The sequence below is a fragment of the Paeniglutamicibacter selenitireducens genome, assembly GCF_051550675.1.
GTDB lineage: Bacteria > Actinomycetota > Actinomycetes > Actinomycetales > Micrococcaceae > Paeniglutamicibacter.
Window position 1 is genome coordinate 186,612 of record NZ_JBPULF010000002.1, and the last position, 24,940, is coordinate 211,551.

Here is a 24,940-nt window from a genome sequence, read left to right on the forward strand (position 1 = left end):
ACGCGCGATGGACGCGTGGCCACCCTGGACACCAGCTACCGGCATGGCCCTTTCCGCGTACCGTCTGGCCGTAACACCGGGTTCGTCGGCGGCAACACCGCGTTCGCCCTGGCCCATGGCGGAACACCACCCGCACCGGCGGCTGCAGACTCCGCACCGAACGGAGTCCGGCGCCAGTGTATTCGTGGCGCTGCTTGTCCCATGGCCCAGCACGCACGAGGTTCCCGTTTCAACGAACGGGAACCGTTTTGGCGTGTCCGGGCTACTGCACTTCGGCTTCGACGTGTCGCCCTTCAGCCAGGCTGACGAATTCCCCGGTGGCTCGACCTGTCCCGTCCAGGAGGCGCCCCAGGTGCTTGAAGACACGGATGACCATGGAACGGTCCATGATCGTGGCGTTCGGCAGCCGCTTTTCGAGTTCGGCCTCCAGGCGCGGCGCGTCGGCCACACTGCGGGCGCTCATCGCCACGATCAAATTCCACTGCCCCGTGGACACGCAGGCGAACTGCACCTCGGGCATGCCGGACAACGTCTGCTGGGCAGCGCCGATGGACGAACTTGGCGCCTGGATGAAGTACCACAGCACCGTCGGCCAATTGGAGTACGGCTGGGCAATGTCCACCCGCAAGTCCAAGCTGCCTTGCTGACGCATCGTCGCGATTGCGTCACCAACTCGCTGCGGGCTCATGCCGAGGGCTTGTGACAACTCCACATTGCTGGCCCGCGGGTTCCGTTCCAGCGCAACAACAATCTTCGACATGGTCTGTTGCGGAACGACCCGCGCGGCCCCGACGCGTGGCGGCCTGTAACGGGGTATCTGTTCCACCTGTCGGGCGCTCAGGGCCCGCAACGTCCACTGCTCGCCGGTCTTGACCCGCACGTTGACGATATGTGTTCTGATCAGTCGTACGGCGGGAAGCTTCCCTAGCTTGACGAGGATGTACTCGGCCAGCTCTTCTTCGTTTCTGGCAAACAGGGTCAACACGATGTCACGGAACCCGCTGGTCAGGTCGATCGAGTAGATCGCCGGGTCGAGGCTCGCCTCAGCAGCGGTCCTGAGGGCATGGCCGGATTCGCACTGGATTTCCACGATGGCGATGCGGTACGGAACATGCCCTTCATGCACGGCACTGACCCACGCCAGGCCTCGGCCGGCGATTCGTTCCCAGCGGCGCGCAAGGGTGACCGCATCGGTGCCAATGACCTTCGCGAGAGCCGTCCACGGAGCCCTCGGCTCAACCTGCAGTGCATTAATAATCTGCAAATCCAACTCGTCAAGCTGGTCTTTGTTCAAAGAAACTCCAAGTTTCGTTAATATCCTGCAAATTGGACTGCGCCAACGTTACTGATGTCACAGTATTCCACGTAGCTGCCACACCGGCTTGCTCGCCAGAAAGGACGTCACCATGGACACAGCCCAACGAGGGCCCCGCGGTATTTCAGCCACAAAGCTCAGATTGTTCGTACCTGCCCTCATCGCCCTCGAATTCCTCTCCGGACTTGCCCAGGGATGGATCGTTCCGTTGCTGGGAGAGATCGGCCGCGTATACGGCGTTCCCGCCGGCGCGACAAGCTGGGTACTTGCCGCGGGACTGCTCTCCTCGGCGGTGTCCGTGCCACTGATTGCCATGCTGGCTGACCGCTTCGGACACCAACGGCTCCTTGTTGTCTCGGTGGCCCTGGTGGCTGTCGGCTCGCTGCTCATTGCATTCGCCCCGTCCTTCCCCCTCGTTCTGCTCGGTACGGTGATTCAAGGTCCGGTGGCAGTGTTCTTGCCGCTCGACATGGCCTTGCTCAAGGCCCACCGCCTGAAATCGGCCAACCGCGACATCGGCCTGATAGTCGGTGCGCTCACCATTGGGCTGGCCACAGGCATGCTGGTGTCCGGCATTGCCCTGGATGCCATTGGCAACCTCGCCGTGGTCCAGATGATTCCGGCGCTTGCCATTGCGCTCCTGGTCCCGGCCATCTGGCTACTGGTCCCCGAGACGGGTCCCGACGCCAGCCGACGCATCGACTGGAAGGGCGCAGTGCTCCTCGGAGTCGGCCTGGTCGGAATCATGTACGGGCTGGCCGAGGCCCCGCACGTGGGGTGGACATCGCCGAATGCCGCAGTTCCACTGATCGTAGGCATCGTTGCCTTGGTGCTCTTCTTCCAGGTGGAGAAGCGCGCCGAGTACCCGCTCGTGGACCTCGGGGTCATCCGTGCCTCGAAGTTGGGCAACCCGATCGGCATCGGTTTCCTCGTCGCTGTGACCATGTTCGGGAACCAGGCCCCGTCGGTGCTCTTCCTGAGCGCGGATCCGGGGAAGCTCGGCTACGGTGCCGGCATGTCGATTTCGGCTGTCGGCATCGTCCTCGCCATAGGGGCAGTCAGCAGCACCTTGGGATCCTTCTCCGCCGCTCTACTCGGCCGGCTGGTTGGCCGGGCCCGGGCACTGGTCTTCGCATGCCTGACGGCGGCCGCGGCACTGCTCTGCCTCGCCTACGTGCCGTCATCGAACGGCATGTTGATCCTCTGGCTGGCAATCGCTGGATTCGGAAACGGAATAGTGCTCAGTGCACTGCCGGCCGTCGTGATCGAGCGGGCGCCCGTCTCCGCACCGGCCTCGGCCTCCGGCGTTTTCAACACGGCCCGCACCATCGGCGGCTCGCTTGCCGGGGCATTCGTCGCTTCGGTGACAACCTTCCTGGTGATCTCCGATGGAGGTTCGGGGGCCGCCGAAGCTGCACCGTCGCATGGGGCATTCCAGCTCATCTGGACGATCTTTGCCGCACTGAACGTCGTAGCCGCCGTTGCCTCCGGTTTCCTCTTTCGCAGCAACGCCTCCCGCGGGCAAGCGGCGGCTTCCGCGGACTCCGCACAGTCCCCGGTCATCGCCCAACCGTGACAACGGCCTTGACGAAGTAGACAACAGTTAGGAACACCCCCAATGACTTCAAAACCATCCACCAGCACCCCGGCTGCCATCGCCGAAGCTGTCGAGGGACAACGGGATGACCTGCTGCGGCTGAGCCACAGCATCGCGGCATGCCCCGAGCTTGCCTTTGAGGAGTTCAAAGCAGCCGAAGGTGTGGCCGAGATGCTTGAACTGGCGGGATTTGAGGTATCCCGGGGCGCCTACGAACTGCCCACCGCGCTGGAAGCCGTCTACGGAAGCGGTGACTGTACCGTGGCAATCGTTGCCGAGTACGACGCGCTCCCGGGAATTGGCCACGGCTGTGGGCACAACGTGATTGCGGCTGCCGCGGTTGGCGCAGCCGTCGCGCTCCGGGACGTTGCCGACGCCCTGAACTTGCGGGTGAAGCTGCTTGGCTCGCCGGCGGAAGAGAAGGGCGGCGGAAAGATCCTCATGCTCGAACGCGGCGCGTGGGACGACGCCGACTTCTCCCTCATGGTGCATGGCTTCACCGGCCCGCAGCTTCCGTGCGAGGCCTTCACAGCGCAGTCGCTCGAGCATCTCAACGTGACATTCACCGGACGTCCCGCACATGCCGCCGCGGCTCCGCATGAAGGAATCAATGCCGCCGATGCGGCTACCTTGGCCCAGGTGGCTTTGGGATTGCTCCGCCAGCAGCTCAAGCCGGGAATCGTTGTTGCCTCGTTCGTTGAAAACGGCGGCGCTGCCACCAACATCATTCCCGAGCGGACCGATCTCCAGGTTGAAGTACGCGCTTCCAATGAAAACGACTGGACCGACACGAGTGCCCGTGTGCGGGCATGCCTTGAAGGCGCTGCCTTGGCAACAGGCTGCCAAGTGGAGATTCGCCAATCGGAAAAGCCCTATGCCCCAATGCTTCACCACCCGGGGATTGCGCATTACTGGGACAACAATATTGCCGATCTCGGCTACCGGATCGAGGCCCCCGTGGGGTCGGACGGCGGCGGCTCAACCGACATGGGCAACGTCTCCCAGTTCCTGCCCTCAATCCATCCATGCGTGGTGTTCAAGGACAGCAACGCTGTTCCGCACACTGTCGAGTTCGCCGCGGCAGCCGTTTCGCCGGCAGGTGACGAAGCAGTCATCAAGGGCGCCTTGGCCATGGCATTGACCGTTGCCGACGTTGCCGACGACCGGGAACTGGTCGCCCGTCTGCGTGAACTGAAGATTGGGCGGGCAGCCAACACCCTGCGCACACCGGCCGAGGTACCGGCCCTGAGTGGCGTTGCAGCCCGAGCCTAGCAACCAAGGCGAAAGTCCCCGGTCAAAAAGCTGGGGACTTTCGTATGCCTGGGCGCCATTTGCGGGATTCGTTTGCGATGCCCAACGCCCGTGGGAGTGCATCCGGAGCCTTGGTTGCCCGAGACAGGCAAGGTGGCTTCGCCAGACCGTTGGACTTCCGATTGCGAACGGGGTGCGGCTGATTGGCCTGGGTGGGAATTGCCCAAGCCTCCGGGCTTGTGGAGCATAGCGGAATCGAACCGCTGACCTCTTCGATGCGAACGAAGCGCTCTACCAACTGAGCTAATGCCCCGGGTTTCGGACCTATGCCCTCAACGATTCATAGCCTAAACCCACAAAACCGCAGGAACAAAATACGGTGACGCCAAGTGCCCTATTCGGCGGATTCACTCTCGATGGATCCGGCTTCGATGGATTCCCTGGCAACGGTGTACTGCCGTTGGATGTAGGCCTCGAGCTCGCTGCGCTCCACGCGCCACACGCCCCGTCCGCCGATCTTGATGGCCGGGAGATCACCGCTGCGCACCAGCGATCGCACCTGTGGCAGGTTGACGTTCAACTCGTCGGCGACATCTTCAAGGCGCATGAATCTCATACAAAGTACGTTACTCCCCCTGCCGGGCACGAAACCCGCCCAACCCGTTTTTGTGGATACACCCGCGCAATTCCGGCACCAACCAAAAGGTGGTCCGCGACAACTCCACGTGGTTGGAATCGTTGCGGACCACCTTTGAATTCGACCTGAAACCTTGTGGGTCAACCCGTGCACGAAACCTGGTAGGTTCCCGAAACGGGGGTCTGCTCGCCGCGGCTTGTGGCCTTGGTTGAGCTGCTAACAACCACTAAAGCAACGATCGGTCATACCGTGCAACACAGTTGGGAATCGCTGATCATTTTGACTAACATGGAGCGGTAGCGACCGCACATCTTGGTCAATTTGACCGCACCAACCCGAAGGAGTCGGAATGACGCCGGAATCGTACCAACTGGATGATACGGACAGGCGCATTCTCTTGGCCCTGGATGAAGACCCCCGCGTCCCGACCATGATGCTCGCACAGCGACTGGGTCTGGCCCGCGGCACTGTGCAAACCCGCATGGAACGGCTGGCCTCCTCCGGCGCGTTGCGTCCGAATTCCAGCCGCGTCAAGCCAGCCTCCGTCGGCCGGGGTGTCTCGGCGATGGTGAGCGCGGAGCTCGACCAGTCGCACCTCAACGAGGCGATCGAGGCGCTGCGGAAAATCCCCGAAGTCCTTGAATGCGTTGCACCCGCCGGCGACACCGACCTGTTGATCCGCGCCGTGGCGGTGGACCCGGACGACCTGTATCGCGTGAGCGAAGAAATCCGGCTGTGCCCGGGCATCACCCGCACCTCGACGTCCATGATCCTGCGCGATGTCATCCCCTACCGGACCACAGAGCTTCTCAAGAACCTGGGCTAGGTGCCCGCTCCCGCACCGTTCTCCAGCCGGGCCCCCGGGATCGTCCGAACCTGTTCCTGTGCCCCAGCCGATGCCATAGGCTTTTCAAGGAAGCATGACCGGCTTTCGCACCAGCCAATCCAGGAGCACCATGAGCACTTCAACAGGCCTGAGCAACATCGACGTCGAAGGCATGACCACCGAGCAGAGCCCGTTCCCCAGCGCCACGCGCGCGGGTGACTTCATTTTCGTTTCGGGCCAGGTCTCGAAGGACGAGAACAAGGTCCTGGTGGGCGAGGGCGACATCTACGCGCAGACCGTCCAGACCCTGAAGAACCTGGAGAAGGTGCTCGCCGCCTACGACCTGACCCTCGCCTCCGTGGCAACGACCACCGTGTACATCAACGATGCAGCGCTGGCCGGCGAATACAACCGCGCCTGGGTGGACACCTTCGCGGGACACCGCCCGTCGCGGGCAACCATCGTGGCACCGCTGCTCAACGACAAGCTGCTCGTCGAGGTCCAGGCCACTGCCTGGGCCGGCAAGTAGCCCCGAGTTCCCAGTGCCCCGTGCGTGTGTTCGGTCCGAGCCCCGGGCCGAACACCCGTACGGGGCATACTGCTGTCCGCCGATCGCCCTCAGGGTTCCTGCAGCGTCAGGTTGCGCAGCGTGGTTTGGGTGCTGAGGTCGGTGGTGGTCAGTCGCAACCACAGCCAGAGCCGTTCTTGCGGATCCTCCAAATCCAGGCCGAAGGTCTTGGTCATCTGCGCCATGCGGTAGCGGACGGTGTTGTTGTGGACATGCAGGTTCGCCGCCATGGCCGAGATGCTTCCATTGGATTCGAGATAGGCCCGCAACGTGTCCATGTAGTCCGACTGGTGTTCCTCGTCGTAGGCGCGAATCACCTCGATGTGATCGCTCGCGCCCAGGCCCTGGTCCGCCATGAACCTACCGATTTTCATGAGGTTCAGCGGGATCCTGTGGTCCTCGTAGAGTGCCACCGCGGGCACCGCCTTGCCCCCGGAACGCACCGCGCTTCGGGCGGCGGCTTCACGGTTCAACAGGTATTCGAGGGCCGCCAACGCCTCGGTCCGGGAATCCGGCAGGTCCTCGATTCGCCGGGCGATGCCACCCACCGTTGCGATGAGCGGGTGCGGACTGATGGTGTGGGCGTAGGCCCCGATCTCCTGGACAACCCTCCGGTGCAGGGCGCGGGCATCGTTGCCCGGGCAGGGAAACACCGCATAGATGACCGAACCGATCAGCGCGCTGTGGCTGGTCTTGAACTGCACGTTCGACACCGTCGTCACCAGGTGCAGCAGCCTCTGGATTTCGCGCACGGAATCCAGGGAACCAGACTCCGGCCTCGCGATCGTCAGCGCCGCAACGGCCAATCCCCGGGTCACGTCGAGGCCCAGCTGGGCAGCCGCAAAGGAGGCATGGGCGGGGTCGTCGATGAGCGTGCGGATCAGGTCTCCGTTGCGCCGTTCGCCGAAGTCAGAGGCAGAACGCGCGTGCAACATGTGCAGGCCGGCCAGCGGAGCCATTCGGTCGAGTGATTCCAACGCCGCTTCTGCCGCTCCGGCCCCCGGGTCGATGACCCAAATGGAACCGAGCAATTCGCCGCCGGCCCGCACCGCCAGTGCCAGCCGGCCAACGCCCTCATCGGTTGAAGGAATGTACAGGGCCCCTGGGGCCGCATAGACGGCCTTGAAATCCGCATCGAAGGCCGGCGGCTTGGATTCCTGCAAGGCGAGGGTCGTGACGCGCCGCAGCTCGTCGATGGGCTGGCCGGGCAACGTCGAATAGCCCAGCACCCGTCCCAGGGGGTCCACGATGCTGGCCGCCCCATCGGTGATCGAGGCCACCGCATTGGCGAAGGCATACAGGTCACCGAGACGGACACCGGAGACCGAGTCCGCGGCGGCACCCATGACCGATGCCCGGGCCAAGGCCACCAACCGGGTCCAGTCCGCGTTGCGGGGCGCCACCAAGACGGCCAGGGAATTGCGGATCGCGGCGGCCCGCAGCTGATCCATGTGGACCCCCCGGACCTTGACGACCACCGCGGCCGCGTTGCTGTTCGAAGCCCTGTGCAGCAGTTGTTCGAAGTCGGCGGAGCCGTAGGTGATCCCGACGGCGAGGATGATCCGGTCGTCGACGTTTGTCCACTCGTCCAGGGGGTCGTACATCAGCACGTCGGAAACCGTGTGCCCAAGGTTCTCGGGCGTGGGATTGACGTGCACCAGGTCCGCCTGCATGAACTCGATGCAATCGGAGAGGCGCACCTTCCCGGATTCCGCGCCAGGGACCTGACCTGCATAGCTCTGTGCATCCATCTTTGGAAGATATCACAAAGGACCGAATCATCTTATAGATGTTCTCACATGAAGATGGGGGGAGATTTGGATCACTATTGATGAAGCAGGTGGAACGGACTTCCACGTCAGGAATTTGAGGAAAAGCAATGCGACTGAAAGACATCTTGGCCCTGGCTTCCATCCAGGGACCGGCCCGCACTCCGGCCGAACGACTCAAGCGGAGCTGCCACAGCGTGGAAGACATGCGAAAGCTCGCATCCAAGCGCCTCCCCAAGTCGATCTTCGACTACATCGAAGGCGGCGGGGAGGACGAGTTCTCGATGCGCAGGAACCGTGCGTCCTTCGACGACTGGGCATTCATGCCCACGTGGGGTTCCGTGGACAACATGGACCTGGGCTCCACCCTGCTCGGAGGGCCCACCTCCCTGCCGTTCTACCTCTCACCCACCGGCGGCACCCGCCTCTTCAACCCCAAGGGCGAAACCGCAGTGGCCCGTGCGGCGCTGGACCACGGCATCCCCTACGGGCTGGCCCACCTGAGCACCACCACCATGGAAGAGGTCAGCGCCGCCGCCCCGACCCTGCGCCGCTGGTTCAACCTCGAACCGATCGCCGACAAGGTCGAGCTGCAGGCCGTGCTGGACCGTGTCTCCCGCGCCGGCTACGAGGCGCTGATCGTGAACGTCGACTGCCGGTCGATCGGCCACCGCGAACGCGACTACCGAAACGGCTTCACGGCCCCGCCGACCATCAAGCCCAAGACCGTCGTCGAAGGCGCACTGCACCCGCGCTGGGCGCTCGGCTTCCTCGCCAACGACGCCATCGCCTTCCCGAACCTCGACGCCGAGGAACCCACCGGCCCGCTGGCCTCCAGCCCCGACATGTGGCGCACCCTGCTTGCCGGCGCCTACGAACCCACCGACTGGGACGACCTGCGCGAGATCCGCATGCGCTGGAGCGGCCCGATCATCCTCAAGGGCGTGGTCAACCCGAAGGACGCGGCCCTCGCCGCCGACTACGGCTTCGACGCCATCCAGGTCAGCAACCACGGTGGGCGCCAGCTTGACCACATGGCGTCCCCGCTGGACGTGCTGGAGGACATTGCGGCGGCCGTGGACGGCCGCCTGGAGATCATCGTCGACGGCGGGATCCGGCGAGGTTCGGACATCATCAAGGCCATCGCCCTGGGAGCGACGGCATGCTCCATCGGACGCCCATACCTCTACGGCCTCGCCGCCGCGGGCGAAGTCGGGGTCGGGCACGTCATCAACCTGCTGAGGGACGAGATGATGCGCGCCATGATGATGCTCGGCGTCACCAGCATTGCGGAACTCCGGGCCAATGGCCGCGAACTGCTCCGCCACAAATCCGAGTCTTTCCCCTCCGCCCCGGCAAGGAAGCCGGCGGATCCCACGAACAGCTACGCAGAAACGAGCCTGTAACCATGAAAAACGAGACACCCCGCCTCCGTTCACGGCGCATCCGCTTTGCCGCGGCAACCGCTACGGCGGCCACGGCCCTGCTGGCACTGACCGCCTGCGGCGGGTCCACCCCCCAGGCTGCCACGTCCGCGGCAGCCGGTGCCGAGGGAACCGCCGTCCCGGACATCGCCCTGAACGAGGCGGCCGTGAAGCTGCTGCCCGAATCGGTCAAGGCCTCCAAGGTGCTGCGCGTGGGCATCCCCACCAACGAGCAGCCGACCCAGTTCTTCCTGGAGGGAACCCAGGAGCTCACCGGCGTCAACCCGGACATCGCCCGCCTGATCGGTGCCTCGCTGGGCCTGAAGGTGGAAATCCAGGTGGCAAACTTCGACTCCATCATTCCGGGCATGGCCGCCGGCCGCTACGACATGACGGTTTCCTCGATGACCCCGACCACCGAACGCATGAAGGTACTGGACTTCGTCGACTACATGGCGATGGGCAACTCCATCGCCGTGGCCCAGGGCAACCCCACGGGGATCACCAAGTACCAGGACCTCTGCGGCAAGAAGGTCGGGCTGCTCACCGGCTCCTACCAGTTGACGGTGAACATCCCCGAGTACAACAAGGACTGCGCCGCGGCGGGCAAGCCGGAAATCATCGCCAACCAGTACCAGGACACCCGCCAAGCCATTTCCGCGCTCACCAGCGGACGCCAGGATGCGGTGCTCGCCGACTCGCCGATCTTGGACTTTGCGGCCTCGAAGAACCCTGCCCTCGAGATCGCCTCGGCCTACGACTTCACGCCCGTCGCCACCGGCGTCCCCATCGAATCGGGGCTCAAGGACCCCGTCGCCGCCGCACTGGCCGAGATCATCAAGTCCGACGCGTACAAGCAGGTCCTGGCCAAGTACGGGCTGGAGTCCAGCGCGATCACCGACGCCCGCGTCAACGTCGCCCAGTAGCAATGGAAGTGAAAACCATGCAAACCCACAACGCCCCGTCCCCTGCACGGCAGGTGACCGCCGCGGATGATTCGGCCCCGGTCATTCCCCTGAAGCACCCGGTGCGCAACGCCATCGCCGTTGTCCTGGTCGTGGTGGCGGCCCTCGCCGCAATCGACGTGGCGCTCAACGAGCGCTACCACTGGGACGTCGTCGTCGACTACCTCTTCGCCCCGCGCATCCTCGCCGGGGCCGCGCTGACCCTGGTGCTCACCGTGGTCTCCATGAGCGTCGGCATCTCGCTCGGCGCGGTGCTGGCCATCATGCGGCTCTCGGATAACCCGATCCTGAGCCTGATCGCCCGCGGCTACATCTGGTTCTTCCGCGGCACCCCGCTGCTGGTGCAGCTGATCTTTTGGTACAACATTGCCGCGCTCTACCCGGTCATCGCCCTGGGCCTTCCCTTCGGCGGCCCCTCGATCGTCCTGGGTTCGGCAAACGTGCTGGTCACCCCGCTGGGTGCGGCGCTGCTGGGGCTGTCGCTGAACGAGGCCGCCTACATGGCCGAGATCATCCGAGGCGGCATCGGCTCGGTGGACCGCGGACAGTACGACGCATCGAAGGCCCTGGGCATGAACGGTTCCAAGCTGATGCGCCGCATCATTCTTCCGCAGGCCATGCGCGTGGTGCTGCCGCCCACCGGCAACCAGGTCATCTCGATGCTCAAGGGCACCTCGCTGGTCTCCGTGCTGGCGATCTCCGACCTGCTGTACTCCGCGCAGATCATCTACTCGGAGAACTACCAGACGATCCCGCTGCTGATCGTCGCCAGCCTTTGGTACCTGCTCATGACCACCGTCCTGAGCTTCTTCCAGGAAAAACTCGAACGTCACTACGGACGCGGCTTTGACTCGGTCATCAAGCGCAAGCGTCCACGCAAAGCCGGGAGCGCAAAATGAGCAACGTCATGGTTGAGGCCCAGGGAGTCCGCAAGAGCTACGGGCACCTCGAAATCCTCAAGGGAATCGACCTGCAGGTCCAACGCGGTTCCGTCACCTGCCTGATCGGCCCCTCGGGCTCGGGCAAGACGACCTTCCTGCGGTGCATCAACCACCTGGAGAAGATCAATGCGGGCCGCATCTACGTCGACGGCTCCCTGGTCGGCTACACCGAGCGCAACGGCCGGCTGCACGAGATGAAGGACAAGCAGACGGCGATCTCCCGCCGCGCCTCCGGCATGGTGTTCCAGCGCTTCAACCTGTTCCCGCACATGACCATCATGGAGAACATCATCGAGGCGCCCATCCAGGTGCAGGGCCGCAAGCGCCGGGAGATCACCGCGGAGGCCCAGATCCTGCTGGACCGCGTGGGCCTCGGCGACCGCGGGCGCTCCTACCCGCAGGAACTTTCCGGCGGCCAGCAACAGCGCGTGGCCATCGCCCGCGCGCTGGCCATGAAGCCGCAGCTGATGCTCTTCGACGAGCCGACCAGCGCCCTCGACCCGGAGCTTGTCGGCGAGGTCCTGGACGTCATGAAGGACCTGGCCGAGGAGGGCATGACCATGGTCGTGGTGACCCACGAGCTGGGCTTCGCCCGGCAGGTCGCCGACCACGTGGTCTTCATGGACGGAGGCGTCGTTGTCGAGTCCGGTCCCCCCTCGGAGGTACTGGACAACCCGCAGAACGAGCGCACCCGGGCGTTCCTCTCCAAGGTGCTCTAGGCGTCCCGCCCGCCCGGACGCCCCGACCCAAGACCCCAAAACACGCTAGGAAAGATCGCCATGCAGGAAACCACCCCTTCGCTCCGCCACGAGGTCACCACCCAGGATGCACCGCCGCCCTCGTGGGCCTACTCCCAGGGCATCGTCGCCAACGGGTTCCTCTTCACCGCCGGGCAGACGCCGCACGACCCCGTCACCGATGAAACCGTCGGCATCTCGATCGAGGAGCAAACCACCCGGACCATGCAGAACGTTGCCGCGGTGCTGGCCGCCCACGGACTGGACTTCTCCCACGTGGTGAAGGCCACCGTGCACCTGCACCACCCGGGCCGCGATGCCGCCGGGTTCAACGCGGTGTACGAGCGGTTCATGGTCAAGCCCTACCCGGTGCGCACCACCGTGGGTTCGTTCCTCGGGGACTTCCTCGTGGAGATCGACGTCGTGGCAGTCGTCCCGCCTGCCGCTTCCGGCGACTGACCCCGCCGCGGCGGGCGCGCACCGGTGCGCGCCCGCCCTGCGTCAAGGCGTCAGGGCTCCACCGCCAGACGGCCGATGATCAGGCGCATGATCTCGTTGCTGCCCTCCAGGATCTGGTGCACGCGCAAATCCCGCACGATCTTCTCGATCCCGTAGTCGGAGAGGTAGCCGTAGCCGCCGTGCAGCTGCAGCGCGGTGTTCGCCGCGTTGAACCCGGCATCGGTGGCCGCCAGCTTGGCCATGGCGCACAGCCGCACGGTGTCCTTGGTGCCGCGCTCCAACGCGTCGGCCGCCCGCCAGACCAGGGTGCGCGCGCCCTCCAGCTCGGTCTGCATGTCCGCGACCTGGAAGAGCAGCGCCTGCTGCCCGATCAGCGGGGCACCGAAGGCGGATCGTTCCTTCAGGTAGGCCACCGACTTGTCCAGGGCCGCCTGCCCGCCGCCCAGCGAGCAGGCACCGATGTTGACCCGGCCCCCGTTCAACCCCTTCATGGCGATGCCGAACCCGGCACCCTCGGCCCCCAGCCTGTTGCCCGCCGGGATCCGCACGTTCTCGAACACCACCTGCCGGGTGGGCTGCGCGTTCCAGCCCATCTTCTTTTCCAGCGCACCGAATGAAAGTCCCTCGACGCCGTCCTGGACGATGAACGCGGTGATCCCGGCGCCGCCGGTGTCCGCGGTGCGGGCCATGACTACGTAGAGACCCGAGCTGCCGGCACCGGAGATGAACTGCTTGGTCCCGTTGAGCACATACTCCTCCCCGTCGCGGACCGCCCGCGTGCTCAGCGCCGCGGCGTCGGAGCCGACCCCCGGCTCGGTCAGCGCGTAGCTGGCCAGCGTCTGCATGCTGCACAAACCCGGCAGCCAGGTGGCCCGCTGCTCGTCATTGCCGAACTCGTCGACCATCCAGGCGACCATGTTGTGGATGGAGATGTAGGCGGCGATGGTCGGGTCGGCCTTGGCCAGTTCCTCGAAGATGAGCGCGGCATCCAGCCGGCCCATCCCCGAGCCGCCGAAGTCCTCCCGCACGTAGATCCCGCCCATGCCCAGCTCCCCGGCCTGCGCCAGCACGTCGACAGGGAAGTGCTTGGCCTGGTCCCACTCGATCGCCTGCGGGGCGATGCTTTCCGCGGCGAAGTCCCGCACCATCTCGATGATGGCTTGTTGTTCCTCGGTCAAGTCGAACATCCTGGCTCCTGTCTGTGGGTCATGGTGAACGGTGTGGGGGCCGGGGACCTACTTGCCGACCTTCCCGGTCAGTGCGGCCACGGGCCGCAGGAAGACCGGTTGGGCCAGGAACCAGAAGCCGACGACCACGACGATCGAGGCGGCGAAGATGGCCAGCCCCGTCCAGTTGTCCGAGTCGCTGGCCGCGTACATGTGGTTGAGGTTGCGCAGGGCCCCGGTGGCGAACACCAGTGCCACGTGGACGACGGTGAAGGCCACGAAGTAGAGCATCACCGGGAAGTGCAGCGTGCGGGCCAGCTCGATGGGGTAGGCCTTGTTCAGGCGCGGGGCCTTCCTGGGCCAGGCCCCTGACATCCGCAGGCCGGTGAGGATGGCCAGCGGCGCGGCGATGAAGACCGTGGTGAAGTAGGCCAGCAGCTGCAGGGAGTTGTAGTTCACCCAGCCGTCCTCGGTGGGCCAGTCCAGGGACAGGTACTGCAGCGCCGCGGAGGCCGCGTTGGGGAAGACGTCCCAGCTGGTTGGCACGATGCGCATCCACTGCCCGGTGGCCAGCAGCACGACGACGAAGACGATGCCGTTGAGCACCCACAGGGCGTCGAGGCTCAGGTGGAACCACAGCTCGAGGCTGATCCGGTTCGGGGCCCCCTTCGTGCGGATCAACCCCTTGTTGTTGCGCACCCAGTGCGCCGCGGGCCGCTTCACGGTGCGCACCTGCCAGCCGGTGCGCACTATCAGCACCAGGAAGAACATGTTCAGGAAGTGCTGCCAGCCCAGCCAGGCCGGCAGTCCCACCGGTGCGCCGGAAGGCAGTTCCGACTGCCCGGGGTAGCTGGACATCCACGCCTTGACCCCCTCAAGCCCGGTCAGCCAACGGGCGCCGAGCACCGCCAGCACCAGCAGCAGGACCAGGGCCCCGGCCACGATCCCGGCGCGCGCCCACCGGTTGCCGGCCTGTTGTTGCCAGGGCATTTTCGCCGTGGGGCGGGCCATCATCGCAGCCACCTCGCATTCGCATCCATGGTTCCGGCCTCAGGAACGGCTCTTGAGCAGCTCGATGACCTGCGGCACCACGGTGAAGACGTCGCCCACGATGCCCAGGTCCGCGATCTCGAAGATCGGGGCGTCCTCGTCCCGGTTGATCGCCACGATGGTCTTGGCCGTCTGCATGCCTGCCCGGTGCTGGATGGCGCCGGAGATTCCCAGCGCCACGTAGAGCTGCGGGGAAACGCTGACGCCGGTCTGGCCGACCTGGGCCGTCTGCGCGACGAACCCCGCGTCGACGGCCGCCCGGGAGGCGCCGACGGCGGCGCCCAGCGCATCGGCGAGTTGTTCGACAAGCACGAAGTTCTCCTCCGAGCCCAGGCCGCGCCCGCCGGAAACCACGGTGGCCGCGCCGCGCAGTTCGGGGCGCGAGGGGTTCTCCGGGGCATCGTTGCGCGAATCGATGGTTGCCTGCCGTCCGGAAGCCGGCGCGGTCCGCACCGTGGCGATCTCCGGGACCGCCGCGGGCGCCTGCTCGTCGATGGCGCCGGGGCGCAGGGTGATGATCGGCAGGGCATCCCCCACCGTGGCGTGGACCGTGTAGCTCCCGCCGAAGACCGAGTGCTCCGTCACCAGCCTCCCGTCCGCCCACGCGGCATCCACGACGTCGGCGAGCACTCCCCCGCCGGTGCGCACGGCCAGCCGGCCGGCGGCCTCGCGCCCGTCCACCGAGGCCGAGGCGAGCACCGCGGCCGGGGAATACGTGGCGACGGCGTCGTCCAGCGCGTCGACAAGCGGCGTGACAAGCACGCTCTGCGCGGTGTCGGACAGTGCGGCGTGCACCCGTGTGGCGCCCCAGGCGCCCAGTGCGGCGGCCGTTTCCGGGGCGGGCGGAGCGGCGGACACCGTGACGGCAACGGGCGTGCCCAGGCGCGCCGCGACGGCCAGCAGGCCGCGGGCCGCCGCGGGAACGTGTCCGGCGTGGGTGAGTTCGATGAGCACCAGGATGTTCGGCATTGTCGCTCCCTTGCTAGATCAGCCGTTGGGCGGTCAGGAAGTCGACGAGTTCCGCGGCGGCGGCGCCCTCGTCGACGATCTTGCGTCCGGCGGCCCGCGCGGGACGTTCGGCCAGGTCAAGTACGCCGGTGCGCGGGGCCGTGGCCACGCCGAGCTCGGCGGCGGACAGCGTGGCGACGGGCTTGCGCTTGGCGCCCATGATGCCCTTGAAGTTCGGGAAGCGGGCCTCGTCGAAGCGTTCGGTGACGCTCAGCATGGCGGGGAACGCGGCGCTGACCCGCTGGGTTCCGGCCTCGCTCTGGCGTTCGCCGCTCAGGCCGGCGGTGGTGATGTCGGCGGAGACCAGCGACCCGAGCAGCGGCAGCCCCAGGTGCTCGGCGACCATCGCCGGGACGACCCCCGCGCGGCCGTCGGTGGATTCGTTGCCGGCGATGACAAGGTCCGCGTCGGTGCCGCGCAGCGCGGCAGCCAGCACCGCGGCCGTGACGGCGAGGTCCGCTCCGGCCAGGGCATCGTCGAGCACGTGGATCCCGGAGTCGGCACCCATCGACAGCGCCTTGCGGATGGCCTTGAGTGTCTCGGCCGGGCCCATGGAGAGCACGAGAACCTCTGTGGACTTGTCGCGGTCCTTCACCGAGAGCGCCAGTTCCAGGGCGCGTTCGGTGATTTCGTCGATGACGGGTTCGTTGGCGTCGCGGTCCAGCCTGCCGGTGTCCGGCTCCAGCCTGCGTTCCTCCGCCGTGTCCGGAACCTGCTTGATCAAGACCACGATTTTCATCCAAGTGCTCCCTCGCTGCTGCGCTGTTGGCTTCATCGTGAGACTACGTTGAAGCACAGGGATTTACTAGGTCTTCCTAGCAATTTGCCGGGCGTGGGAGCCGGTTGCGGGGCTACCGGGCGTCGAGCGAACCCTGGTCGATCTGTTCCAGGAGCCAGGGTGAGAACGCGAACGGCGCCGCCGCGGCCGCGGTGCGCAGGGCTGCGGGTTCCACCCAGGCGTGTTCGGCGACCTCGTCGGGGTTGGGGTCCAGGTCCCCGTCGATGACTGCGGAAAAGACCGGGCACACCTCGTTCTCGACGATGCCCGACGCGTCCACTGCGCGGTACCGGAAGTCGGGAAGCAGGCTGCGGATCGAGGTGATGCGCGCACCGAGTTCCTGCTCCGCCCGGCGCTCGATCGCGTCCTCGAAGGCTTCCCCGGGGCCGGGGTGGCCGCAGAAGGAATTGGTCCAGACCCCCGCCCAGGTCTTCTTGGACAGCGCGCGGCGTGTCATCAGCAGCCGGCCGGAGGCGTCGAACAGGTAGCAGGAGAAGGCCAGGTGCAGCGGGGTGCTCTCGGTGTGCACGCGGGCCTTGGCTGCGGTTCCGATGCGGGTGCCTGTCGCATCGAGCAGCACCACCAGTTCCTCGCTCATCAGACTCTTCCGTCGGGGGTTTGCAGGGACGTCAGATTCGATCATCCCATGCCCGGAATCCCGGGGCCATTCGGGCCCGGGAACCCCGTGCGGACATAAAGCTACCCCGCACCGTCGAAGAGGCGTCAAGGACGGTGCGGGGTAGCTGGTTTGTGTGTGCCGTTGCGGCACAGGCCTACTTCAGGCGCTTGAGGGTCTCGCCCTTGAAGAAGCCGGGGTTGCGCACGCGCATCACGACCATGATGACCACGCCGAGCAGGAGCACGCCCATGCCCAGGATGAACACCATGCCGAGGCCGCCGATGTTGGATCCCGATCCGTAGTCCGGGCTCATTGAGTCGCGGGCCGTGCTGAAGAACATGACAAGCAGGATCACGCCGCCGACCAGCGGGGCGAGGAACTTGAAGACGATGTTCCGGGCCGAGGAGAACAGCTCACGGCGGAAGTACCAGACACAGGCCAGCGCGGTGACGCCGTAGTAGAAGCAGATCATCATGCCCAGGGCCGTGATGGTGTCCCACAGCGCGTTTTCGCTCAGCAGCCGGGTGACGACGTAGAACACCGCGGCCGCGGCACCGGCGGTGATGGTGGCCACCGACGGGGACATGAAGCGCGGGGAGACGTTGCCGAAGCGGGCCGGCAGCGCCCGGTAGTAGCCCATGGCCAGGATGGTGCGGGCCGGGGAAACCATCGTCGACTGCAGGGAGGCCGCCGAGGAGGAGAGGATCGCCAGGGACATGAGGATCGCGAACGGCCCCATGATCGGGCCGGAGAGGACCGCGAAGATCGATTCCTGGTTCTCCGGGTTGCCGGCACCCAGGCCGGTGTCGCCGATGCCGGCGTAGGAGATCACTGCCAGTGCCACGACCATGTAGATCGCCATGATGATCAGCACCGTCAGCGTTGCCGCGCGGCCCGGGACCTTGTCCGGGTCCTTGGTTTCCTCGTTCATGGTCAGGGTGACGTCCCAGCCCCAGAAGATGAAGATCGACAGGGAGACGCCGGCGGCGAAGGCCGAGAACGACTCGACGGCCATCGGGTTGAACCAGTCGAGGGTGATCGGTGTGGGGTCGAACGCGGTGCCGTTGCCCACGTGGATGAACGCGGCGATGGCGAACCAGCCCAGGACGATCAGCTGGAAGGCCACGAGCACGTACTGGAAGACCTTGGTGGTCTGCATGCCGCGGTAGGAGATCCAGCAGGCAACCGCGATGAAGACCAGGGTGGTGGGGATGTTGATCCACAGGTTCTTGGTCAGCTCGGCGATGGCGTCGTTGCCTGTGAGCTGGGCCAAGAGGATGTAGAAGAAGTCGACGGCGACTGCAGCAAGGTTGGAGAGCACGATGACCGTTGCGGCGATCAGGCCCCAACCGCCCATCCAACCGATCCACGGACCGAAGGCACGGGTGGCCCACGTGAACGAGGTGCCGGAGTCGGGCATCGCGCTGTTGAGTTCACGGTAGCCGAGGGCCACCAAAAGCATGGGGAGGAAGCCGGCCAGGAAGATGGCAGGAAGCTGGGTACCGACTTCGGCGACGGTCGGGCCGAGGGCCGCCGTCAGGGTATAGGCGGGGGCAATGCAGGAAATCCCGATGACGACCGCGCCAAGGACGCCGACGACGCCCTTGTTCAGTCCCTTTTCGCCGAGACCCGATTCGGTCTCGAGCGCCGGCGATATCGCGCCGGTCGCTTCTTGACGACTCATGTTGTAATTCTTTCATCCGGATGCCGCTTCATCCACTGTTCCCCTGAAACGGGTGGGGGGGTGGATGAAGCGGCATCGAGTGGGGAGTAAAGCTAGGACTGCGCCGTCCCGGGTTTGAAGTTCTTGGGAACGACAACCAGCGGAACCGGCAGGGTCCGCAGCATGCGCTGGACCGTGGGGCCCATGAAAAGTCGCCGCTTGCGAGCCAGGCGGCTCGAACCGACGACGGCAATTTCTCCGTCTTCCCAGCTCAAATCCGCAATTGCGTCATCGATGCTGAGTCCGGATGCTACCAGCACCTCGGCGTCCAGCTCCAGGGAGCTGACGATCTCGCCGATCTTCTCGCGCGTGGCGGCGATCGATTCCTCGAGGGTGGCGGCGTCTGCCTCCAGCTCGTCCTGGGCCACCAGGGAGACCACGCGAAGTGGCAGCCCCTGGGCCCTTGCGGCGGAGGCGGCCGCCGCAATGACGCCCTTCAGGCCCGGCTTTGTCCCCACGAAAGCGGTGACGCGGCTGAGCCGTCCGTTGGCCTTTTCCATGGAGGCAACGGCCTCGGGCGAACCCATGGCCACCGGAAGCGGCGAGGCGTGCAACAGCGCGCTGGCCACAGAGCCCGGGGCGAAGAACCCCGCCATGTGGCGGCGGCGCCCGCCGAGCACTATCACCTGTGCCCCGGTTTCCCGGGCCACGAGGATCAGGCCCTCGGCCGGCGACGACACCGAGCGGGCGATGACCCGTGCGCTGATGCCCTGGGGCACCAGCGCAAGGGCCTGCTGTGCCCAGTCGTCGACCTTGTCGGCCAGGATCGAGGAATAGCCGTGGTCGCTGCCAGGGTACACCGCGGAAAACGGGGTGTTCTCGGGCAGGATGATGGCGATGTCCAAGTGCGCCTTGGCTCCGCCCATGGTCGAGGCCAGGGCGATGGCTTCGGCACCGCGGGCATCGGCCGTGTATCCGACGAGGTAGCGCATGGAATTAGGCGTTCTGTTCCTGCGCGGCGTTGTACTTGGACACCACGCCGTCGTAGTTCAGGTCGTAGTCGGTGCCATCGACGGCCGCGACGATGCGGGCAGCGGTGCGGCGGCCCATGCGGACTGCGCCGTCAACGTGCTGGTAGCCTTCGCCTGCCAGGTCCGAGGACGAGAAGTAGATCGGGCCGACGTTCTTGTTCTGGTCCGGTCCGAAGCGGAAGAGGCCGCCCAGGTCGTAGCTGGTGGCGTAGGCGCCGCGGGTCCATTCCTCGGCAGCGAAGTCGGAAAGGTAGAAGACCTCGGGGGTCAGCGCCTTTTCGCCCAGGTACTCGGAGATGCCCTTGAGGATGGCTTCCTTGCGCTCCGCTTCGGAAAGCTCGAACATGGCATCGGCGTTGAGGTCGGAGATGAAGCCGACCAGGGTGCCGGTGGACTCGCCGTGGTAGGTGTTGTCGTAGATTTCCTGGACCAGGCGGTTCGGGCCGAAGCAGGTGGCCGAGAGGCCCTCCTCGCGCCAGAACGGGGTGGAGTACACGGCGTGCACCTTGATGACAAGGCCCATCGACTGGTGCTGGTGCGTCACGTGCTGGCGGCGCGGCATCGGCGGGTTGTAGGAGATGCGCGAGTACAGGTTCGGCGGAACAGCGACGATAACCTTCTTGGCGTTGACGGTGACGTCGGCGCCGTAGGCGGTGACGCCCTCTTCGGACCAGTCCAGCTTCAGCACCGGGTTGTTCAGGAAGACGTCCTCGCCCAGGCGCTCGGCCACGGCGATGGAGACACCCTGCATGGTGCCGACCATGCGGCGGTCGAGGATGAAGTCCTCGTCGACAAGGTTGGAGAAGGAACCTGCGGAGGAGGACATCAGCAGTGCCTGCAGGGCGGAGAAGGTGTGGGCAGGCTTGGTGAGCATGCCGCCGGCGATGAACAGGCCGACGTTGTTGCACGCAACCTCGTCGTCGGAGATGGTGCGCAGCCAGTGGTGGAACGAGATCTTGTCGAGTTCCTCGGCCTGCGGGTGCTCCCACGGGGCGTCCGGGTTGACCTGGGCGGTGAGGCGGTCCATCTCGGCGATGAGCTTGTTCATTGCCGCAACGGTGGCTTCGCCGACCGGGAAGTCTTCGCCCTCGTACACGGTGCGGGTACCGTCTTCGGCGATGTAGACGGACTTGCCTTCCTTGTAGCGCTCGAAGGTCTCGATGCCCAGTTCCTCGATCAGCGAGTACAGGCCGGTCTGGTCCGGGGAGATCCACTGGCCACCGATTTCAATGGTGGCTCCGTCCATGTTCTGGCTCCAGGTACGGCCGCCGACGCGGTCGCGGGCTTCGAGCACTGCAACGGTCTTGCCCGCCTTGCGCAGCTCGTAGGCTGCGGTCAGACCCGACGGGCCAGCGCCGATGATGACGACGTCACGATCCAGAATTGCCATGATTTCCACTTCTTTCGTTGCGCTAAATGAATGACGTTCATTTACTTGACTGCTTTAATAGTAAGGCAGAAGTTAAGCAATGTGAAGTGAACCACGTGAGGAGCCCGTTGTGTCAGAGGAAACGGCGCCGACGCAGCGCCGCAGGGCAGGCCGTCCACGTTCGGTGGTGCTGGGCCGGGAGCTCATTGCACGTGCCGCCCTGAAGCTGGTTTCGACGCACGGCTACCCAACACTTACCATGTCGGCCGTGGCCAAGTCGCTCGGCGTTTCGCCGTCCGCCCTCTACAACCACGTGGAGTCCAAGCAGGAGCTCATGCAGTGGATCCAGGAAATCGTCATGGACGAGGTCGACTCCACGGTGTTCGCGACGCTCGAGCTGGACGAGGCGCTCTTCCGCTGGGCGCAGTCGTATCGGGACGTCTTTGCCGAGCATTCCCCGCTGATCCCGATGATCGCCGTGCTGCCGGTGTCGGGTTCGCCGCGGACTTTGGAAATGTACGAGGCCGTGGCCGGGGGTTTCACGCGCGCTGGCTGGAAGCGGGAAGAGATCATCCCCTCCATCGTGGCCATCGAGTCGTTCATCTTCGGATCCGCGCTGGACGCCACGGCCCCGCTGGACATCTTCAACCCCGGCCAGTACGCCGGAAAGCTGCCCCAGTTCGAGGGCGCCCTCGATGCCCAGCGGGCCACAGGGAAGAACAACTCCGAAACCGCGTTCCTCACTGGCCTGTCGGCCATCATCGCGGGGCTTCTGGCAAAGGGTCCAGGCAACCAGGAGTAATACGCAGCGACAAGGGACGGCAATCCGTGGCGATCCGGGCCACACGTGCCTCGAGCAACATAAAGTTGGGGCTATGAGCCAAACACCCAGCAGCGGCAGGAACAAGGTCACGGGTTTCCTGTCCAAACTCACGGCCAAGAACTGGATCGCCATTGCCGGCGCCATCCTGGCAGTGGTCTTCATCGTGCAGAACAGACAGCATGTCCGCGTCGAGCTCTTCTTCCTGAGCCTGAACGCGCCACTGTGGATTGCACTCGGCGTGGTCATGCTGACCGGCTGGCTCGTCGGGCGTTTCTCGATCAGGAAACGCTAGACCGAATCCGGGGGATCCGGTTCCGGGTCAGAACGAGTTGCCCATGACCTGGGCCAACAGCTCCGGGTCGCCGTAGTTGTAGACGGCCCAGGTCAGTCCGCCGATGAGCGCCGTGGAAACCACCGCCCAGGCCGCCGAGAGCCTCACCATCAGGCGGATGTCCCTGCGGCTGACCGGCAAGCGGTCCGCCGAGTAGTCGCCGGCAACCTTCCCCAAGCGCTCGGCCGGGGTGACGGCCGCGATCGCGTTGAGGTTCACCAGGAAGTTCGAGGCCGTGTCGTTGGTGCCGTCGGCCAGCAGGGCGCGGGTCAGGTTGTGCTTGCGGTCCACCGTCATCTTCACGATGCGGTCGCCGTGGCGGGCCAGCAGGATGTCCTCGCCCAGTGGCATCGATCGTTGCGCCAGCCGCATGGCAGTCCCCTTCAAGGTCGTTGTGTCGCGGGGAGGCAACACCCGCGCGGTTCATCGGTTCTCTCACTTTCGAGGGTACTGGCCGAGGGCGCGGCAACCCCCGAATGCCGGGGGAACGGTTGGCAAACTCACAAGGGTGTGTGGCCCACGACGCCGTGTCCGCACGACCCCGTGGGCACCGGTCTCAGCGCGTGGAGAAGTGCACGATGACGCCAATCATCCACACCGAGGAGGCCAGCGCCGCACATCCGAATTCCACCAGGATTCCCACACCCATGGCCTTCAGCGCGGATCCCGAGGCCCGCAGCGCCTCGGACAGGTCCTTGCGGCGCACGAACTCGCCGGCGAGCAACCCGATGCCGAAGCCAAGGAACAGCCCGAGAACCGGGATGACGAACATGCCGACGATGCCCAGGACGATTGCCAGGACGATGGACCCGCGCGGGATCATCTGCTGCTTGAGGTTCCGGCCAGTGAGGACCGTCGAGGCGCTCCAGCCGACCAGCGCGATGGCCATCCCGATTCCCGCGGCCCACCACGAGGCGGCGCTGCCGATGGTCCACCCCCAGGCCAGAAGCGTGCCAATGGTCAGCAGGCTTCCGGGCAGCACCGGGATGATGGTTCCCAGTGCCGCAACGGCCAAGAGGATTCCGGCAATGACTGTTGCAACGATTTGTATGTCCACCCTCCAAGTCTGTCAGCCCCGCACCCGCGTGCCGTGCGCCGGCACCGCACAGCACCAGGCCGCAGCGGTTCCCGACCCGACTTCGGGTGCCGGGAATCCAGCCAGCCGTTCCGGGCCGACACGCGCGGCGCCCCATTCTTCCAAGTTGTTTACACCGGTCGGCGCCATTCACACCCGGGCCCTAAGTGAAGGGCCCCACGCTCATCCACAACGCCGTCCAAACAGCGGATGGTTTGTTAATAATCGCTCTTGATATGGACTTTTCTGAAAAAATCTTGCTTGTGGATTGCTAGGCTTTCCACATCATCGCACCCACGACAAGGGGGCCCGGCGCGGAGTTTCCACGAGTTCCCTTGTCGCAGCGGGCAATCATTTACAGGGGGGCCTCTCTCAAGTATGTCGAAATACTCGATTTTCTCAGGTGCGTCCGGGAACCCGGCAGGTCGCCGGTTCCTGAAGGCGGGGCTGGCGCTGGGCCTTTGCGCCGGCGTCGCCCTCGCGCCGATCGCAGCGGCGCCGGCACACGCCGCGACACCGGCAGCCGCCGGCACCGCATCGCCCTCCGCCCACGGCACATTCACACCGGCAGCTCCGCCTGCCGCCAAGAATTCCGTAGTCACCGTCAGGACCACGGCGAACGTCCACCTGCGCATGGGCGCGTCGACCAAGAAGAAGTCGCTGAAGGTCATCCCGGCCAGGACCACGCTGAAGTCCACCGGGCAGGCAAGCAACGGCTGGTACAAGGTGAGCTACAAGGGCGCCTCGGGATACATCTCCAACGCCCACGCCACCCAGGCTGTCGCGAAGAAGAAGGCGGCGAAGGCCTCCGGAGGGCGGCCCGTCGAGACCGGCAACTACAGCACCAACCGCGCGGGACTGACCGACAGGTACTGGACCAAGCACAAGGCAACCGCCCTCTACCGCAGCGTCGGCGGCTCGGTGCGCATCAAGGACATCCCCCGCAATTCGGTGGTGTACCGCGACCTGAAACTGGAAAAGAAGGGCGGGCAGCGCGCCGGCTGGTTCTTCGTCCGCACCCAAGGTTCTTCCGGCTGGGTCAAGTCCTCGGGCCTGAAGCGCAGCTCGAGCGCCCCGACCGGCAATCCCGGGAAGTACAGCTACGCGGACGTCAAGCGCATGGCCAACGGCAAGATCGACCAGCGCGCGCTGTCCACCGTCCCGTGGGACCCCGAAAAGACCCTGTTGGCCGCACCTGCGGCAGCGTCGCTGACCAGGATGAACACCGCGTTCAAGAAGAAGTTCGGCAAGAACCTCACCATCGACCTGTCTTATCGCACCCGCTCGACCCAGGACTACTACTGGCAGGAACTCGGACCCTACGTCGCCGCGCGCCCGGGCACCTCGAACCACGGCTGGGGCACCGCCGTGGACTTCCCGGAAACCTACGACTACTCGTTCCGCGGCAAGTACTACAAGTGGCTCAAGAAGAATTCGAGCAAGTACGGCTGGATCCACCGCAAGAACCTCGAGGAGGGCAGCCCGTACGCCGAGGCCTGGCACTTCGAGTACTACGGCTGATCACCGGCGCGTCCCGG

The 24,940-nt window shown here is 65.5% G+C and carries 25 protein-coding genes and 1 tRNA gene; 12 read left to right on the top strand and 14 right to left on the bottom strand.

The features are described from left to right. Positions 1–262 precede the first annotated feature (262 nt). Positions 263–1,294 carry an Lrp/AsnC family transcriptional regulator gene (locus tag ACSYDW_RS04280; RefSeq protein WP_438337469.1) on the bottom strand — a complete coding sequence of 344 codons (1,032 nt, stop codon included), beginning with the start codon at positions 1,292–1,294 and terminating at the stop codon, positions 263–265. 163 nt (positions 1,295–1,457) lie between these two features. On the opposite strand from ACSYDW_RS04280, the gene ACSYDW_RS04285 reads away from it, so the two are divergent. Continuing rightward, the gene (locus ACSYDW_RS04285) at positions 1,458–2,891 is read left to right on the top strand and encodes an MFS transporter (protein WP_438337470.1); all 1,434 of its coding nucleotides are present in this window, start codon (positions 1,458–1,460) and stop codon (positions 2,889–2,891) included. A gap of 42 nt (positions 2,892–2,933) precedes the next feature. Beyond that, positions 2,934–4,184: an amidohydrolase gene (locus ACSYDW_RS04290; protein ID WP_438337471.1), complete on the top strand. Its 1,251-nt coding sequence runs from the start codon at positions 2,934–2,936 to the stop codon at positions 4,182–4,184. 219 nt (positions 4,185–4,403) lie between these two features. On the opposite strand, the gene ACSYDW_RS04295 is transcribed toward ACSYDW_RS04290, so the two are convergent. Together ACSYDW_RS04295 and ACSYDW_RS04300 are read right to left on the bottom strand one after the other, a co-directional pair. Continuing rightward, positions 4,404–4,476, bottom strand: a tRNA-Ala gene (locus ACSYDW_RS04295). Between the two features lie 81 nt (positions 4,477–4,557). Next, positions 4,558–4,770 carry a helix-turn-helix domain-containing protein gene (locus ACSYDW_RS04300; RefSeq protein WP_438337472.1) on the bottom strand — a complete coding sequence of 71 codons (213 nt, stop codon included), beginning with the start codon at positions 4,768–4,770 and terminating at the stop codon, positions 4,558–4,560. Positions 4,771–5,149: 379 nt separating this feature from the next. On the opposite strand from ACSYDW_RS04300, the gene ACSYDW_RS04305 reads away from it, so the two are divergent. Both ACSYDW_RS04305 and ACSYDW_RS04310 read left to right on the top strand, forming a co-directional pair. Next, positions 5,150–5,626, top strand: a complete 477-nt coding sequence (locus tag ACSYDW_RS04305) for an Lrp/AsnC family transcriptional regulator (protein WP_438337473.1) — start codon at positions 5,150–5,152, stop codon at positions 5,624–5,626. A 130-nt stretch (positions 5,627–5,756) separates the two neighbouring features. Then, the gene (locus ACSYDW_RS04310) at positions 5,757–6,155 is read left to right on the top strand and encodes a RidA family protein (RefSeq protein ID WP_438337474.1); all 399 of its coding nucleotides are present in this window, start codon (positions 5,757–5,759) and stop codon (positions 6,153–6,155) included. Positions 6,156–6,244: 89 nt separating this feature from the next. Here the strand turns inward: ACSYDW_RS04310 and ACSYDW_RS04315 are convergent, their stop codons facing one another. Continuing rightward, a complete protein-coding gene (locus tag ACSYDW_RS04315; RefSeq protein WP_438337475.1) occupies positions 6,245–7,945 on the bottom strand; it encodes a PucR family transcriptional regulator in 1,701 nt (566 codons plus the stop codon). A gap of 128 nt (positions 7,946–8,073) precedes the next feature. Here ACSYDW_RS04315 and ACSYDW_RS04320 point away from each other — a divergent pair, with 128 nt between their 5' ends. The 5 genes from ACSYDW_RS04320 to ACSYDW_RS04340 are packed head-to-tail and all read left to right on the top strand — an operon-like array spanning position 8,074 to position 12,489. After that, positions 8,074–9,369 (top strand): alpha-hydroxy acid oxidase, encoded by a 1,296-nt coding sequence (locus ACSYDW_RS04320; protein WP_438337476.1) that lies wholly within the window; start codon positions 8,074–8,076, stop codon positions 9,367–9,369. A 2-nt stretch (positions 9,370–9,371) separates the two neighbouring features. Beyond that, positions 9,372–10,313, top strand: a complete 942-nt coding sequence (locus ACSYDW_RS04325) for an ABC transporter substrate-binding protein (protein WP_438337477.1) — start codon at positions 9,372–9,374, stop codon at positions 10,311–10,313. Between the two features lie 17 nt (positions 10,314–10,330). After that, complete coding sequence (locus ACSYDW_RS04330) at positions 10,331–11,251, top strand: amino acid ABC transporter permease (protein WP_438337478.1); 921 nt, start codon at positions 10,331–10,333, stop codon at positions 11,249–11,251. Beyond that, the gene (locus ACSYDW_RS04335) at positions 11,248–12,012 is read left to right on the top strand and encodes an amino acid ABC transporter ATP-binding protein (RefSeq protein WP_438337479.1); all 765 of its coding nucleotides are present in this window, start codon (positions 11,248–11,250) and stop codon (positions 12,010–12,012) included. The genes ACSYDW_RS04330 and ACSYDW_RS04335 overlap by 4 nt, the downstream gene beginning before the upstream one ends. Before the next feature lie 60 nt (positions 12,013–12,072). Beyond that, on the top strand, positions 12,073–12,489 hold the full coding sequence (locus tag ACSYDW_RS04340; RefSeq protein WP_438337480.1) for a RidA family protein: 417 nt from the start codon (positions 12,073–12,075) through the stop codon (positions 12,487–12,489). A 50-nt stretch (positions 12,490–12,539) separates the two neighbouring features. On the opposite strand, the gene ACSYDW_RS04345 is transcribed toward ACSYDW_RS04340, so the two are convergent. From ACSYDW_RS04345 to ACSYDW_RS04380, 8 genes are all read right to left on the bottom strand, one after another. Then, positions 12,540–13,676 carry an acyl-CoA dehydrogenase family protein gene (locus tag ACSYDW_RS04345; protein WP_438337481.1) on the bottom strand — a complete coding sequence of 379 codons (1,137 nt, stop codon included), beginning with the start codon at positions 13,674–13,676 and terminating at the stop codon, positions 12,540–12,542. 48 nt (positions 13,677–13,724) lie between these two features. Further along, the gene (locus tag ACSYDW_RS04350; RefSeq protein WP_438337942.1) at positions 13,725–14,669 is read right to left on the bottom strand and encodes a cytochrome b/b6 domain-containing protein; all 945 of its coding nucleotides are present in this window, start codon (positions 14,667–14,669) and stop codon (positions 13,725–13,727) included. A gap of 36 nt (positions 14,670–14,705) precedes the next feature. Next, complete coding sequence (locus tag ACSYDW_RS04355; RefSeq protein WP_438337482.1) at positions 14,706–15,674, bottom strand: electron transfer flavoprotein subunit alpha/FixB family protein; 969 nt, start codon at positions 15,672–15,674, stop codon at positions 14,706–14,708. 13 nt (positions 15,675–15,687) lie between these two features. Further along, complete coding sequence (locus tag ACSYDW_RS04360) at positions 15,688–16,452, bottom strand: electron transfer flavoprotein subunit beta/FixA family protein (protein ID WP_438337483.1); 765 nt, start codon at positions 16,450–16,452, stop codon at positions 15,688–15,690. Positions 16,453–16,564: 112 nt separating this feature from the next. Continuing rightward, the gene (idi, locus tag ACSYDW_RS04365; RefSeq protein ID WP_438337484.1) at positions 16,565–17,089 is read right to left on the bottom strand and encodes an isopentenyl-diphosphate Delta-isomerase; all 525 of its coding nucleotides are present in this window, start codon (positions 17,087–17,089) and stop codon (positions 16,565–16,567) included. A 175-nt stretch (positions 17,090–17,264) separates the two neighbouring features. Further along, on the bottom strand, positions 17,265–18,794 hold the full coding sequence (locus tag ACSYDW_RS04370; RefSeq protein WP_438337485.1) for an APC family permease: 1,530 nt from the start codon (positions 18,792–18,794) through the stop codon (positions 17,265–17,267). 92 nt (positions 18,795–18,886) lie between these two features. After that, entirely contained in the window at positions 18,887–19,765 is an 879-nt protein-coding gene (locus ACSYDW_RS04375; protein ID WP_438337486.1) for a universal stress protein, read from the bottom strand. Between the two features lie 4 nt (positions 19,766–19,769). Beyond that, entirely contained in the window at positions 19,770–21,194 is a 1,425-nt protein-coding gene (locus ACSYDW_RS04380; RefSeq protein WP_438337487.1) for a flavin monoamine oxidase family protein, read from the bottom strand. A 109-nt stretch (positions 21,195–21,303) separates the two neighbouring features. On the opposite strand from ACSYDW_RS04380, the gene ACSYDW_RS04385 reads away from it, so the two are divergent. Next, a complete protein-coding gene (locus ACSYDW_RS04385) occupies positions 21,304–21,975 on the top strand; it encodes a TetR/AcrR family transcriptional regulator (protein ID WP_438337488.1) in 672 nt (223 codons plus the stop codon). Positions 21,976–22,048: 73 nt separating this feature from the next. After that, positions 22,049–22,288, top strand: a complete 240-nt coding sequence (locus ACSYDW_RS04390) for a LapA family protein (protein WP_438337489.1) — start codon at positions 22,049–22,051, stop codon at positions 22,286–22,288. Between the two features lie 27 nt (positions 22,289–22,315). Here the strand turns inward: ACSYDW_RS04390 and ACSYDW_RS04395 are convergent, their stop codons facing one another. After that, positions 22,316–22,699 (bottom strand): hypothetical protein, encoded by a 384-nt coding sequence (locus ACSYDW_RS04395; RefSeq protein ID WP_438337490.1) that lies wholly within the window; start codon positions 22,697–22,699, stop codon positions 22,316–22,318. A gap of 184 nt (positions 22,700–22,883) precedes the next feature. Continuing rightward, positions 22,884–23,384: a DUF456 domain-containing protein gene (locus tag ACSYDW_RS04400; protein WP_438337491.1), complete on the bottom strand. Its 501-nt coding sequence runs from the start codon at positions 23,382–23,384 to the stop codon at positions 22,884–22,886. 396 nt (positions 23,385–23,780) lie between these two features. On the opposite strand from ACSYDW_RS04400, the gene ACSYDW_RS04405 reads away from it, so the two are divergent. After that, on the top strand, positions 23,781–24,923 hold the full coding sequence (locus tag ACSYDW_RS04405) for a D-alanyl-D-alanine carboxypeptidase family protein (RefSeq protein ID WP_438337492.1): 1,143 nt from the start codon (positions 23,781–23,783) through the stop codon (positions 24,921–24,923). The last annotated feature ends 17 nt before the right edge of the window (positions 24,924–24,940 follow it).